Origin of the sequence: Burkholderia sp. SJZ089 (assembly GCF_007828315.1) — a bacterium.
Lineage (GTDB): Bacteria > Pseudomonadota > Gammaproteobacteria > Burkholderiales > Burkholderiaceae > Burkholderia > Burkholderia gladioli.
The window spans coordinates 85,165-99,864 of sequence record NZ_VIUM01000020.1 but is presented as its reverse complement, the minus strand read 5'-3'; the positions used below and the strand labels follow the sequence as shown (position 1 = coordinate 99,864).

8 protein-coding genes and 1 pseudogene are annotated in these 14,700 nt (G+C 56.4%); 5 read left to right on the top strand and 4 right to left on the bottom strand.

Annotated elements, in window-relative coordinates; genetic code table 11:
- Window positions 1-160 precede the first annotated feature (160 nt).
- The 5 genes from FB600_RS30075 (at window position 161) to FB600_RS30055 (ending at window position 12,327) form a co-directional block, all read left to right on the top strand.
- Entirely contained in the window at window positions 161-2,332 is a 2,172-nt protein-coding gene (locus FB600_RS30075; protein ID WP_145757776.1) for a patatin-like phospholipase family protein, read from the top strand.
- A 282-nt stretch (window positions 2,333-2,614) separates the two neighbouring features.
- A complete protein-coding gene (locus tag FB600_RS30070) occupies window positions 2,615-3,121 on the top strand; it encodes a TIR domain-containing protein (protein ID WP_208452845.1) in 507 nt (168 codons plus the stop codon).
- A 3-nt stretch (window positions 3,122-3,124) separates the two neighbouring features.
- Window positions 3,125-4,084: a caspase domain-containing protein gene (locus FB600_RS30065; RefSeq protein ID WP_145757780.1), complete on the top strand. Its 960-nt coding sequence runs from the start codon at window positions 3,125-3,127 to the stop codon at window positions 4,082-4,084.
- Window positions 4,085-5,096: 1,012 nt separating this feature from the next.
- Complete coding sequence (locus FB600_RS30060) at window positions 5,097-8,135, top strand: DEAD/DEAH box helicase (protein WP_145757782.1); 3,039 nt, start codon at window positions 5,097-5,099, stop codon at window positions 8,133-8,135.
- Window positions 8,136-8,220: 85 nt separating this feature from the next.
- Window positions 8,221-12,327: a P-loop NTPase fold protein gene (locus tag FB600_RS30055; RefSeq protein ID WP_145757784.1), complete on the top strand. Its 4,107-nt coding sequence runs from the start codon at window positions 8,221-8,223 to the stop codon at window positions 12,325-12,327.
- 232 nt (window positions 12,328-12,559) lie between these two features.
- Here FB600_RS30055 and FB600_RS30050 read toward each other — a convergent pair.
- From FB600_RS30050 to FB600_RS30035, 4 genes and pseudogenes are all read right to left on the bottom strand, one after another.
- A pseudogene (locus FB600_RS30050) lies at window positions 12,560-12,673 on the bottom strand (IS3 family transposase); the annotation flags it as partial.
- A 295-nt stretch (window positions 12,674-12,968) separates the two neighbouring features.
- Entirely contained in the window at window positions 12,969-13,232 is a 264-nt protein-coding gene (locus FB600_RS38225; RefSeq protein ID WP_145757786.1) for an Imm10 family immunity protein, read from the bottom strand.
- Window positions 13,219-14,079 carry a hypothetical protein gene (locus FB600_RS30040; protein WP_145757788.1) on the bottom strand — a complete coding sequence of 287 codons (861 nt, stop codon included), beginning with the start codon at window positions 14,077-14,079 and terminating at the stop codon, window positions 13,219-13,221. Before FB600_RS30040 ends, FB600_RS38225 begins: the two co-directional genes overlap by 14 nt.
- A gap of 134 nt (window positions 14,080-14,213) precedes the next feature.
- Window positions 14,214-14,633, bottom strand: a complete 420-nt coding sequence (locus FB600_RS30035) for a hypothetical protein (RefSeq protein ID WP_145757789.1) — start codon at window positions 14,631-14,633, stop codon at window positions 14,214-14,216.
- Window positions 14,634-14,700 lie beyond the last annotated feature (67 nt).

The window sequence follows — 14,700 nt, the reverse complement described above, 5'->3', positions numbered from 1 at the left end:
GACTGCTCATCTAACCTATAAAAATAGGTACGGGGTTTTTGTGTCACAACTTATAAAAAACATCGCTTCCTCATTGTTGCTCCTCGCACCGATTCTGGTGCTAGCGTACATCCCCAATAAACTTCTGGATAGCGGACAAGGCGGGGAGTTGCTGACGAACATGAGCCGTGTGCATCCGCCAGAGTTCCTCGCGCTACTCGCCATCCCCTATCTTTTTTGCATGTTTTACGGTGCGTGCCGGCTGTTAATTGCCGCAGTCCCGCATCTCGATTTTTCGCCTGGCATTGCAATTTTAATCAGACGTGAGAGCATGCTTGTAGCATGTGCAACGGGCCTGCTTTCTACACTGATTGCCCTGCTGCCGCTCTACACATATCAACGCGACGACTCATTCGAGCGACTGTTTAACGATGGATTCGTCGGTCGATGGATCCTCGAGATTGGCGTCTTCCTCGTTTTGTATTTTTGCATTGATGCAGCCGTACAACGAAGGATGCGGGGTGCGCAAGGTAAGCGCAGCCGCATCGCCGACTTGCTGTTTCGCGCCGTCTACGTTCTGTACACCACTGCCATCTTTATCGGGAGCGAAAGATGGACTGCAAGCTGGAAGGACGACGTTTGTTTTTTTGTCTGCGCTCTGATCATTTCCCTGCTACTGCCTCGCGAATCATCACCTGATTTGCGGGCGGCCAATGCTCAATCTGAACTGAGCAAGGGGCGCATGCCAGCGGTTGTGGTCGTGGCTGCCAAGCATTGGCCGCATCTGGTGATGGCGGTAGGCACATTACTTCTGTTCGGTGTATTCCCAGAACGTGTCGGTATTCTCCTTGGCTCTCTGCTGGTCTGCATTGCTGGTATCGCCGCATGGACAGTGTTGCTTGCGCTGATCTTCTCCTCTGTATTGGTTGCGAGACATCGGCTGACCATTTCAGTTGCCTTGACAGCGGCTCTCGCCGCGTTGGCCTACTATACCGCTCTCGACGGAGAGGCCGACATCATCAACACCACTCGGGCAAACGTTGCGGTCTTGCAGGAGCCACCTGCCGTCACTCCAGCGGCCGATTTTGCTGCCTGGAAAGCGTCCCGCAGCGACACCCCCGCCATCATCATCTTGGCTGAAGGTGGTGGCATTCGTGCTGCCTATTGGACGGCCGCGGCACTGGAAACATTGAGCCTCCCGTACGTCAACCTGATCAACCAAACCTACGCCATCATCGGTGTGTCTGGCGGAGCCTTAGGTGCGACGGCGTTCACCGCAAATTTCATCGGTTCTGAGGAAGCGAAACGCAAAGATCCAGCTGCCTTCAAGAACGTGATCACTCCACCAGCCTATGCCGGCAACCTGTCAAGGTCAGAACTTTCGAGTGATTTCATCGGACCTTGGCTTGCACGCGTCATCTCGACTGAGGTACTGCAAAAGCTCACACGGTGGCGGTTTACCTCGTCCAAAGGTGAGACGTTGCAGGACGCCTGGGTTGATTCAATGACGTGCCAGCTTGATCAGCGCGGAATCTTCGCATTCGCAGCGGCCGTCGATACCTGTGCGGAAGTCAAACGGATTCTGGGCGCACCGCTTATCAACATGTCGAAAAGACCCGACGGTACATCTCAGCCACGTCTGATCTTCGTCGCGACCCATGTGGAATCTGGGGAACGAATGCTCTTTTCTTCCGTCAACTACAACCCATCGGCATTTGCCAATTCGATAGACATGGAGTCCGTCGCACCGCGCAGCGTTTCCATGATTTCCGCTGCGCACGCCAGCGCACGCTTCCCGCTGGTGAGTCCTCCTGGCGCTGTTCGAAGTGATACGGGCCAATCGATCGGACATGCTGTCGATGGTGGCTATATTGATGCATCGGGAGCGCTTACGGCAACAGAGCTCGTCCGGGCCATCGCGGCGGGCAATAGCAACTTTCATCCGATCATCATCGATCTGAACAACAACCCCGACGACGATCTGGATAGTGAGGCGACCAACCGGAAGGAAAATCACACAGGCGAGCTGCAGACTATTTTCACGGCCTTGCAGAATTCCAATGAGAGCCGACGATACTTCGTCAAGAGGCAGCTCATCGACGAGATCTGCGACCTGAAGGGCGGATATATCTCGCTGAAGGTAAGCAAAAGCATAGACGGTCCGATTGGCCTCGGTTGGACACTGTCCTCAGATGCAGCAATGAATCTCGATCGCGCCATGACCCGGGAGACAACGTCATTTGCTCCGATTCCACATCCGAGCGAAGCGCAGCCAGACTCGATGAGCCTGCTAAGGAAAGCCAGTTCTGTGGCCTGTCAGACGGCCACTGAGCGTGTAACGCGTTCGCAGTAGTCATCAGATGTCGGTCAGATCGACGTCCCTCCCACCCTTGAGCAGCGCGATGCTTTAGAGGCCAGTTCAAAAAACCCGAGAGGAGATGTTTACTTCCTCGGCGAGCTGTAATGGCATGGTCACCTCGGCGAATATAGCCCCCACCAAGCCATTGACATGTTGTCGTATGGCCCATCCTCGAAAACACGAGTCGCCGTAGCAATGTTGTAGGTCCTGCCGTTGATGATACGTTTCATAGCCACCTCCATCAGTTGACGTCATGTGATTTTCAAGATAGATCACTTGACGTCAACTGTTTCAAGCGCGGTCGAAAAACTTCGGGCACAATTACTTGCGCATCTGCTCGCCCGGAAAGTTTTGCCCAATTCTCAGGAGCTATTAAACAACATGAAGTCATACAATTTGTTGATCAGCCATTCTTGGAAGTACAGCGACGCTTATGACCGACTGGTAGCGCTCTTGAAAAACCGCGGTTATTTTGATTTCAAGAACTATTCGGTCCCGCGCATCGACCCAATCGTGGATGCCGTCGGCGACAGAGCACTGGAACGCGCAATCCGGGATCAAATGCGCCCGTGCCACGCAGTGCTTATCTTAGGTGGCGTGTATGCCACCTATAGCAAGTGGATCAACAAGGAGATTGCCTTGGCGAAGGAGTTTCAAAAACCAATCATTGGCATCAACTTGTTTGGGGCTACCAACTCGTCGACCGTGGTCCAAGACAACGCGGACATTATGGTCAATTGGAATGCCGACAGCATTGTTAACGCCATTCGCACTCTGGCCTAGTCGATGCGAAAAGCTCTCGTAATCGGTGTCGACTCCTATGCTGACTGCCCATTGGCGGGCTGCGTGAACGATGCATATAACCTGTCCGCCGCGCTCCGCACCAACGGCGATGGCAGCCCGAATTTCGACGTCCGCACAATCACTGCGCCTCCTGCAGCCCTCGATAAATCGGAGCTCATTGAAGCCGTGGAAACGCTCTTCAGTGGCGAGGCCGACGTCGCGCTGTTCTACTTTGCGGGACACGGGCAGATCGAAGGTAGTACCGATGAAGGTTATCTAGTCACGCCTGACTATCGCCCCAAAGATCCCGGCGTCTCACTAAGCACAGTCCTCAACGTCGCCAACAGAGCGAACGGAATCCGTGCACGAATAATCGTGCTCGATTCGTGTTACAGCGGCAGCCTAGGGCAGATTCCAGTCATGCAGCGATCCGATATGTCGACCATCAGCGAAGGCGTCACCATCTTGGCGGCCTGTCGCGGCTCGGAGTCGGCAGGAGAAGAGAACGGTGCTGGAGTTTTCACATCGCTCGTTGTCGATGCACTTAACGGCGGGGCGGCTGACCTCTGCGGGAACATCACCCCCGGCAGCATCTACGCATACGTCGATCAGGCACTCGGGGCGTGGGAGCAGCGACCGGTATTCAAGACCAACGTCTCTCGATTCACGAGTCTGCGGTCGGTACCGGCAAAAGTTCCACTTGAAACGCTCCGTCGACTGCCTACGTTTTTCCCCGAGCCAGAAAGCCAGTTCGAACTCGATCCGTCGTACGAACACACTTCCGAAAATGGCAATGTAGAGCACCAGGCGATGTTCCGTGAACTACAGAATTGCAATCGTGTCGGCCTAGTCGTACCCGAAGGTGCACAAGACATGTATTGGGCAGCCGTGCAGTCGAAAGCATGTCGGCTTACTGCACTCGGATATCACTACTGGCGCCTCGCAAAAAAGAACCGAATTTGAGAGCATGCGCTACGGAAAACCAAGGAAAAAAATTCAGCATCCTGCCCTGAAACCGGCCAACTCGCGCCGGCTTGTCGACGGCTCATTGGCCCGAGCTCAGACGTTCGCAGCCGATGCCTCAGTGAGCCCATCGCAGCCGACAAATGAATCAGGAAGGAAAAATTGAACCCACAACTACGATTTTGGCGCGCTCTTTATGAGCTTGTGTCGCACGGTTACTTCCTTGAGACCTACTGCCAACGCTCAGCGCTTTGGGAGCGACGAACAAACACCGTGCTTGCCGTAACGTCGACGGGTAGCCTTGGGATCTGGGCCGTTTTCAAACAATTTCCGTTACTCTGGAGCGGTATTATTGTCGTAACGCACATGGTGGGCGCAACGAGCAAATATCTTCCTTTCTCGGCGCGAGTTCGGGCTGCGTCGGCGTGTGCTCACGAGTATCGCATCCACCAAAATTGGGCAGAGGCAAAATGGTGCGAAATCGCAGACGGCATGTTGACGGAAACTGAGATAAGCAAGGCGCGAATTGACCTACAAGCTCGAGTCGCTAGGACTTTGAAAGCGCACTTTCCGCTTGGAGGACTTCCTGAGAACCCTGCGCTGCTAGAGCAGTCTGAACGGCGCGCAAATCAATATCTGACACACCACTACGGAAACGACGATGACGAATAATCAGAAACCAACGCCACCGGCTCCGCCTCCACAACGCGTCGAACGGGGAGCGAATCTTCCGCCGGTACAGCAACGGCCCCCGCCTATGCCAACCGTGAAACCTGCGAAGAAGTAGAAAACCGATGTCGTTTCGTTACCGTCAATAGACCGCTGGCAAAGACGGAGCACTCTTCTTGCAGTAGTTGTGACTTCGACGGCAGGCACCTGAAAATGCGCGATACGTCCGAAGCGCTAGAATGTGTTCGCTGACAGCAAATCGTCGAAATACTACCGTTTGCTGAACGAGATCAGGGGAAAGAATCCACGGCGCAGCAGCTGATGCCGTGGATTGGGAGGGATCATGGTAACCAAGGCGGTCTTCGTCGGCATTAATAGACAGCTCGATCCAACGATCGAGGAACTCACCGGCGCTATGCGCGACGCCCTTGCACTTTGGGCGCTATTCACCGATACCCTGCGAGACCTTAGCGCGATACTGCTCATCGATCAGCAGGCGACAAAGGATGCCGTCTCGCAGGCGGTCCTGCAGACGCTAGAGAACGCGGCCGATGATGACGTCGTCATCATCAGTTTCGCAGGGCACGGAACGCCCGACGGCTGTCTCGCCTTTTACGACACACTGCGAACGGATCTGGCGGCCACCACGCTGCCTATGGCAGTTCTAGCCGATGCTTTCAAGGCCACCAAGGCTCGCGCTGTTCTCTTTATTTTGGACTCGTGCTTTAGCGGCCATGCTCCGGCTCGTGTTCTTGAAATTGAAGCGCGACCGCGCAATGCGTTTGCTCTGGAAACCGTCTCCGGCGACGGCCGTGTTCTGCTCGCCGCTTGTACTGCCATCCAATCGGCGTGGGAGCAGCCAGGAACCGGCCACGGACTTCTCACCGGTGCGCTAATCGAAGCCATGACCGGAGCGACATCGGAGCACGTGAGCTTTCCCGCCGTTGCGGACGAAATCATTCAGCTTGCGAGGGTGGAGGGCGAAAGGATCGGGGTGACGCAGACTCCTGTATTTCTCGGCCACATTGAGGGTGGTCTGGTTTTCCCGCGCTTAGTGCGCGGCGCAAACTATCAAGCGGCTTTTCCGGCAACTGACGTCGTTCAAATCGACGGAGCATTCACGGATCTTCTTCCGCACGGCTTTCCCGACAGCATTGTCGAGCAATGGAGCGTTCGCTTCCCCGACGGTCTTAACGCGCTGCAACTGCGAGCCGTTAACGAATTCGGAGTTCTAGCAGGACGTTCACTGCTGGTCGTGGCGCCGACGAGCTCGGGAAAAACGATGATCGGCGAACTGGCGGCCGTGCAATCAGTCCTCTCGGGTAAAAAAGCGGCATTCCTGCTTCCCTATCGCGCCATCGTTGCGGAAAAATTCGAGGAATTCTCTGCCCGGTACGGTGAGGTCGGGCTGCGGATCGTGCGCTGCTCCGGTGACGCAACAGACAGCGTCGGAGCCGTCATGAGCGGCCGCTACGACATTGCATTTTTCACCTACGAGATGTTCCTGAACCTAGCTCTCGGCGGACCACACTTGCTGAGCCGCCTAGGCCTGGTAGTCGTCGACGAAGGCCAGTTCATCACAGATCCGCGCCGCGGCATTACGGTTGAACTGATCCTCGCCATGCTGATGCGAGCAAAAGCGCGCGGAATCGCACCGCAGCTTGTCCTTCTCTCTGCTGTCATTGGTCAGCTCAACGGCTTTGATCGATGGCTCGATATCCCGGTGCTTCTGTCCCGAGAGCGGCCGGTCCCCTTGATCGAGGGCGTTCTTGATCGCCAAGGAATGTTCCAGTTCGCCGACGTCGACGGGACTACGAAAACTGAAGCATTGCTCCCACGACACGCCATCCTCCAGCGGCGCGAACGCCCATCGTCACAGGATGTCATTGTGCCCTTAACACAGCAGCTAGTCGCGAATGGCGAGAAACTGATCGTCTTCCGCAACGTCCGCGGCAAAGCTCAAGGTTGTGCGCGCTATCTCGCCGCAGCCCTTGGCAAAGGGCCAGCCACAGAAGCGCTGCAAGCGTTGCCAGAACAGGGCCTCACCGCCGCGTCACGCGATTTGCGCACTTGCCTGCAAGGCGGCACTGCTTTCCACAATACCAACCTGCTGAGGGCTGAGCGCGAAGCGGTCGAGCGAGGCTTTCGCAACGCCGGCGGCGAAATTCATGTGCTAGCCTCCACGACAACGCTTGCGGCCGGAATCAATACTCCGGCCTCGACAGTGATCCTTGCCGAAAATGAGTTTCTTGGGGAGGATGGCCGCCCGTTCACCATCGCCGAGTACAAGAATATGGCTGGACGCGCGGGCCGACTCGGTTTCAATGAAATTGGCAAGGCAATCATCCTCGCCGACACGCCAATCGAGCGCGCTCAGTTGTTTAGGCGCTATGTGTTGGGAGTTCCCGAGGACGTGGTGTCGTCTTTTGAGATCAATGACCTCCCAACTTGGGTGCTTCGCCTTCTCAGTCAGGTGCGCGGGGTAACTATGGCTGAGATTCCGGGTCTTCTCGTCAACACCTTTGGCGGATATGTCGCCTCTCGCGCCAACCCAGGTTGGATGGCAATGGTTGAACAGCGTATCAGCGAATTCGTTGTCCGTTTGCTACAGGCGGGGCTCGCTGAAGACGAGGGTGGCATCATTCATCTTACGCTCCTCGGTCAGGCTGTCGGAGCATCATCGCTCTCTTTCGAGTCAGGCCTGCGTCTCGTCGAGCTCCTGCGGGGAATTAATGTCGCCGCAACGCCAGCGGCACAAATTCTTGGACTTGTGCAAGTCCTCGACGAAATGAGCTCGGTTTATACGCCGATCATGAGACGCGGTCGATCGGAGGCGGTACGGATCAACGATGCCATTCAGCGATACGGACACCCTCTGCTACACCACCTCCAGCGCTACGGCGCAGATGAGCAAGAGGTGTGGCGGCGCTGCAAGCGGGCTTCCATTCTTCATGACTGGATCGAGGGTGTCCCGGTCGATGTGATAGAGCAACACTACACGACTAACCCATATCAGGGCGCGATAAGCTATGGCGACATCGCTAGCATCGCAGAATCCACTCGCTTTCACCTACGTTCTGCACACCGAATTCTCGCGGCGCTTTTCCCAGAGCAGCCCGAATTTCTAACGACAATCGACGCACTGCTGACCCGCCTTGAAACGGGACTTCCCGTTCGCGCTCTCCCGCTTCTGGCTCTGCCAATACCGTTGACTCGTGGCCAATGTCTCGCTCTTGCTGAAGCAGGCGCACTCGATACTGAAGCCGTCCGGTCGATGTCGGACGACGAGCTCTCCATGCGTGTTGGAGCCACGAGCGCTACGCGTCTGAAGGCGGCCCTTCATCCCGATGACCAAGCCGGAGAGGTAATGTCCACCGGATAGATCATGCGTCGGTATTTTCGGGCAATCGAATCGAGCAAGTTTTCGATCGATCTTCCTGTCAGAGCAACGCTATTAAAAGAAGACCATGAAAAGAGACATTTCCATCACAAACGAGATGCCGTCCGTTCTGGACAGGGAGATCGCGGACGCTCAACTTGACGCATTTGGTCACCGTCATTTTGCGCTTGCGTTACGCAGCCTGATCGAATCGGGTGATCACCCGACACCCTTCAGCATTGGCCTTCTCGGTGGCTGGGGTACGGGCAAGAGCAGCATCAAAGAGATGTACATGGAAGAGCTTCGAAACGATGCCACCAGGCATCAAGGCACGAAGCGGTCGGAGAAGATCCAATGCATAACGTTCAATGCTTGGCGCTTCGGGGGGCGCGACCAGGACATCAAGCGAGCACTGCTACGCCACGTGTTCCTTGAGTTAGGCGGGCACGAGGAAAGCCTGCAGGATCGGCTCTTCCGCCAGATTAGCCACGTCACGGAGCAGACTAAGCCCGCGCTTCAATACTGCCTGGAAACGCTTCGCGCCTGGCTGTTGCCGATTCCCGCCGTGCTCGCGGTAATGGTCGCATTTGTCGGTGTCCTCGCCACCGTCAACTGGATCTTCGGTGCCAGTGATAATGTGACCAAAGTGGCCGGATCATTGTGTGTGTCGCTTCTCTTTGGATACGTGCTCAAGCATATGAAACCACCGGAAGTGAAGGCCGCGTCCGCCATGACACGGGTTATGCTTCCCAGCACGAGTTCGGAGCAGTACGAAGATATGTTGCTCGGACAACTGTCCCGCTACAAGGCCGGAGAGAACAGATCCCCAGACGGGCGGGATGGAAGGAAGTGTGAACGGCTGGTTGTGTTTGTCGATGATCTCGACCGGTTGTCTGCTGAAGAGATGGTGCTCGGCCTGGACGGCGTACGCACGTTCATGGAAATTCCCAAAGGTCGCCTGCCAGATGGACTCGGCCTGGTATTCGTCATTTCGTGTGACGAAGGAAAGATTGCTGATGCGCTGGCCAAGGGCCGACGCTCGGCAGATTTGCCCGCGACGGTGTTCAACCGATTTGACGCCCGACGGTACCTTGACCGAATCTTCCAGTTCCGCCTGGAGATCCCGCCGCCGCCACATAACGACATGCGAGAGTTTGCTACGAGAAAACTGGTAAGCATGGGAGGCGTTGCAGCCGATCTCGCAGCGCGCGGCGTGCCCCTAGCACCCATCGTTGACAGAATGATTCATGTCGGCGTGCAAGATCCGCGAAATGCGCTGCAAATTGTCAACGCGTTCGAGCAATCGTGGTGGCTGGCCAAAAAGCGTGAAGCCGATGGAGTGGGTAGCGATCGCGCAGGCGGGTTGCACGAAGGGGCCGTCACTGACCACCCTATCTCACTTGGCGCACTTTCGGCCCTGAAGGTGAGTTTCCCGGATTTTTATCGCGAACTGCAGGATGACCCCGAGCTTCTCTTTCACTTCACCGAAGTCGTCGTAAGAGGACAGAGTCTGTCTGAGCGTCCTGAGTCGATCCAGCGAATCCTGGCCGACAAGTATCTGGCCCCCGAGCCTGCTTCGGGTGGAGAGGAGGCTTCCGCTAAACAAAAGCCGCAATTACGACCGGAATTCAGGCCGCTGCGTCAATTTCTCGCGGGGCTCGTAGGTGTTCGATGGGCTCAGCCGCTGGAGAGCCTGCTACTGCTCTCCGAAGACCCTATCTCTCGGCGGCTAGGACCAAAGATTGCGCAGTTGCGAAACGCATTCATCTCCGGCGACACCGATGGCGTTCTGGAGGGGCTGGGCAGGCATCATGATCTCTCGCCTTTGAGCGTCGATCAGGCAAAGAATCTGTACAACCTCTTTGAAGATCTCCGAGGCGAAACGGAAGTCCGTCGCACCAATGGCGCACGTGTAATGGCGGACGTAGTCGATCGAATTCCAGACCCTCCCCTCACACAGGTACTCAACGAGCTTTGCAGAACCCTTGACGAAAGTCCAAGCCTGCGATCGCAACTCGGACCTGTACGAATCAAGAATATGCTCGTCAAAGCTGCGGGCTCCGACAAGCGCGCTGTAACTTCCCGTCTCATTGGTGACGCGATGGCAAGAGACGAAGATCTGAGCCTCAAGCTTGACTCCGGGCAAACGCCGAGTCTGGACGAGGCAATAGAGATGGTGAGAGCTATTGTTGCGCTTGCCATCGGTGTGCGCGGAGAACAGGGCCTCGAAGCGAGGGAAGACACGCAGTTCCTCGATTGGCTGTTGGCTCGCAATGTTCGCGTTCCCAACGCCTCCAGACAGCTCGGCTTTGATGAGTTGGAAGCCTGGCTCTCAACCGATACTGGCAGCATCGCTGGTTCTTTGGGGACGCGTTACGCGGAAGCACTTGCGAGTGAACTTGAAAAAGATCAGCCGGCAGCATTCGACATGGACGCCGCAACGCAGCGAGCCAAAAACGTGTTCTCGGCGCAGATGTCGGTTGGGGAAGAGGCACGGCGAGCAACATGGCCAATCGTATGTCGGTTTATGAGGCTCAGGCAGCCAGATACCGTCAGAGTCGCCTGGCAGGTTGCCGTGTCAAATGAAGGGTTCGCCACCGATGCCGAAATCTCGTCGCTTGTCAGTGCATTTGTCACCCGCCTACTGCATGACGTCCCAGACGACAGTTCCGATGTCGACGTTCATGAGGCATTCCCAGAGTTGATGAAACTGGTTGTGGCGCGGATACAGTCGCTAGACGACAGTGCGCTGCAACAACTGGTCGCGCTTGCAACAGCATGGAGCCGCGAAGACGTGCTCGCCCAACACGCGTGCGACGTCGTCTCCCAACTGCGTCGGGTGAACCCCGAACGGGCCACCGCAGTGTTGACCACATGGGCCCCACGGGTTATTTCCGATCTTCCCCTGCCGTGTCTTGAGATGTTGACGAAGCTTCTGCCCCAAGAGGATGACAGCCTCAAGGTCGCAGTTACGAATTCAGTGAACGCTATTCTGACTACGGAATCGATTAACGATGCCACGGCGAGCCGTTACTCCGCGTTCGTCGATGGGCTTGCCGCCTCCGACTGGGACAAGGCGCCATTCAAGGGGCACCTGGACAACGCTTTAGGCAATCTCGCCAGCCGCAGCGGCAACAGCAACTATCTAGAATCGATTTTTCCGCCCATCTCGAAAGTGCTAGCTCACGCGACACCCCAAGCGCTTGGTACCTCGCTGCAGCAGCTCTTCCAACAAGCCAAAAACTATCCCGCTCACTACGCGTTACTGCATCGACATATGGTCGATCACTGGCCTGCATCTGCCCCGACGCTTGCACCATATGACCCATCTGTCCTGTTTGAAGAGGCCTGTGCCACTTCAATCAGCCAAGCAACAACAGTGAAAGACGATGTGCTCAGTTCCGCTTCCGACATGTTTGACCGCGGCATGGTCGCGCAGGACAAGCGTGCGCGTCTAATCGAGGCCGCATGCTCTCTCTGGAAGGTCGAGCCTCATCTCGCACTACCGTTCTTCCGGCGATATCCTGACCTGTCGGTCGAGCAGATTGATTCTCTCGTAAGCACGTTGGACACCAGTAAGCCTGAACAGATAGCAACCCTCAGCGAAGCATGGCAGGTCGTATCACGACAAATTGGGGATGATACGCGCCGGACAGCTACCATTGCTCTGCTTCGTCGCGGTGCAGTTCAGACAACAGGAGACGCAGACTTGGCGTTGAATGTGTGGCTGTCTGCGCAAGATGACAGAGAACGTGCGTTGCTGATCGACCTGCTCGTTGACGGCACCATCCCCGTTGAACAACGGGCGAGGCTTTGGAGGCAAGCCGTCTCACGCTCTGAGGCATTTGGAAAAGGATTCTTTGTTGACCTTATTCCACGCGCCTTGAGCGTACAGAACAGCGAGGCTCTCTCGGCCGCCGTTTTCGACAGCGCACAGCTCGTTGAAAAGCTGATGAATGATGGCCAGGCACGTTCAGACCTCGCCCGTGGCCTGATGAGCCGGTTCCATGAGTTCGGAACGGAAACGATCAAGGGCAACGCAAGTGCTATGGCGAACCGACTGGTCGGGGACGTCGCGTTGAAGGGGTTGAATATCGAAAGCCTGGCGGCAAGCGATTTGCCGATCCTTTCGGGGGCATTTGGATCGTCCAAAGAGCTTGACCGGATCAAAAACCAGATCCAGAAAGGCAGCTAGATACGTACTGGCACGGGCGAACTGTTCAACCATCGTTCGCATGTGCCCGCAGCGGTCCCGCGAAAGCTAACGGGATTCGCCCCCTATAGCGTGTTCGCACCGGGCAGTTGAGATGAATGAGGTTGCCGATATTACGTGGCTCCCGTCCGACGCTCGGTCTCACTTTGCGCGACCTTTATCGTCAGCTACCGAGGCTCTGGACTGCCCAGAGCACACTAGACACCGCCGACCCTCACGCCGCGGCTTGTTCAAATGCCTCGGGACTCAGGCCGCCAAGAAGGCTATGGCGACGGGTTCGATTGTAAAAGACCTCGATGTAGTCGAAGACGTCGGCAAACGCCATATCCCAGGGTTATAGATACGCTTGGAGCATGCCCAGCGACCTGCCCGAACTGGGCCGCCAGTACGACGCGCAGCGTCTCGGCGGCGGCATGGCGGTGGAACTGAATCGCACTTGCCGATTGAGCGGCAGGCGCGCATGATAAAGGCCACCTAGCTCGATTAGCAGTTGATCGACAGCGGAAAAGGGCTGAACGACCCTGATTCTGGAGCGGAGGTCAAGGGCCCGCTAAACGAGCGAGCCGACTTCCTGGTCGAACACGGAGCGGCCGAACATCGCAGGCAGCGCGTCGTCCTCGCGCTCAACTTGCTAGCGACGCCGCACGGGCGCGAGTTGACTCAGGCTCGAAACCGGCCTGGAGCATCGGTCGGTATCCCGCCACGCCGTCGGTGCAGACCTCGAGATAATAGGTGTCCTGGCCGAGTTCTCGATCTTGCTGATCAACCTCGATAGTGCGATGCAGGAGCACGTAGTCTTCGGGCTTGGCCGAACCAGCCCCAAAATATGCGTGCCATCTTCGAATGGTGCGAGATACCTCGTTGGCAACAAATTCAAACCTCATCATTTACACCTCTTGGAGGGATTGCGTCGCCATTCTGATAGCCCGACGACACATCGAGCCCATCGCTCGCTGGCATGCGTTGATGGGTACCGTCACACGCCGAGGCCAGTATCATCGTGTTGAGAAAATGTTCCATGAACAGCGTGAGTTGACGGCACAGATTGATCCGATACGATAGCTCGCCGCTGTATAACGACATCTTCTTCGGATCGAAGTGCCCACCCATTTCGATCGCTCCGCACCCGAGCCCAGTGAATTTGCTACGCGACGCCACCGTGTCAATGCTGGCGTGACTCAGGCGACTGAAATGCTTCTGACCAGCCGCGAGCCCTTCGAACCAAATCTGGGGCACGCGAAGTAGTTCAATGTTCCAGCTCAGTTGCCGAACGGCGTGCTGCCCCTGAACTCGCCGGTCTTCTTTAAGCACCTCCCGCCAGTAGAGCGCTCTTATTGCACCCTTCGTCCGATCCTGCTGGATCACCAGTGGTTGAGAGGTCGAACAGAGCATTGCCATCGCGGCCCCCTCGATTGCCTGACGCGCAACGTTACCGGATGCCGCGTGCTTGCCACCGAGCAGCAGCTTGGTCGACACCACAAGATCGTCGAGCCCACCAAGTGCAAACAACTTTAGTAGATCAGTACGCTCGGTGCGCACTGCGGCAGCCGCCTCCAGGACCGGCTGTACCCACTTGAAGCACGCCGTGAGCACCTCAACCATAGTGTCAAGCTGCGGCCCTAACGCCTCGAAAAATTGCCGACGAACAAAGGTATCGTCGTGTTCGAGCAGATACCGAGCGCCGTCCGGTGTCGGATGGTCGATTAGGCTGGAATTTGCGTTAGCGGCCATCATGTCTTTTTCTGAAAGGAATCGCGTGGAGCAATGCACACAACAGAAACCATTACATTCTGCACGCAGCCAGTTTCGGCGCAACCATGATACTGACTGACTGACAGACAGCCGCCAAGGTACAGCATCGCGTCAATTTAACTAGGAATCGCCGATCGCCCCGCCTCCGCCAATCGCTTGCAGCGCTCCTGAGCTTCAAGATACCGATGACTCGAAACACGGAGCAACTGCTCGTCATGCATGGCCAAGATCCGCTCAATAACCTCACGCTGGGCGGACTCGAGTTCGCCACCACCTTCAGCGCACTGCCCAAATTGAGCCTCCAATGCCATCTCGGCTTGGCGAAAGCGGTCGATCGATATCGTCTCCAGTTCCGCAGGTAACGCTAACAGGTAGGTCATTTCCACCACGTTGAGCAATATCACGAGCTGGGTGTGCCCGGCGCACTGGTCCAGCAACATCGACAACGCAACGTGATGCCGAAGTTGTTGCTGTCGCGCGAGTGCCGCAGGCAACGGCAGCAGATGCGTCTTGGTCAGAGGGCGTCGTCGTTTCATCCGATTATTCTGCGTGTCGCTATCGACGGTATGGTGAGGTCGTGATTGCGTTGTCCGGCAACACTAA

Bases quoted from the DNA above. Each gene is read 5' to 3' on its own strand.
- FB600_RS38225 (WP_145757786.1), bottom strand. From the start codon at position 13,232: ATGATGAGGTTTGAATTTGTTGCCAACGAGGTATCTCGCACCATTCGA.
- FB600_RS30075 (WP_145757776.1), top strand. From the start codon at position 161: ATGAGCCGTGTGCATCCGCCAGAGTTCCTCGCGCTACTCGCCATCCCC.
- FB600_RS30065 (WP_145757780.1), top strand. From the start codon at position 3,125: ATGCGAAAAGCTCTCGTAATCGGTGTCGACTCCTATGCTGACTGCCCA.
- FB600_RS30055 (WP_145757784.1), top strand. From the start codon at position 8,221: ATGAAAAGAGACATTTCCATCACAAACGAGATGCCGTCCGTTCTGGAC.
- FB600_RS30035 (WP_145757789.1), bottom strand. From the start codon at position 14,633: ATGAAACGACGACGCCCTCTGACCAAGACGCATCTGCTGCCGTTGCCT.
- FB600_RS30040 (WP_145757788.1), bottom strand. From the start codon at position 14,079: ATGATGGCCGCTAACGCAAATTCCAGCCTAATCGACCATCCGACACCG.
- FB600_RS30060 (WP_145757782.1), top strand. From the start codon at position 5,097: ATGGTAACCAAGGCGGTCTTCGTCGGCATTAATAGACAGCTCGATCCA.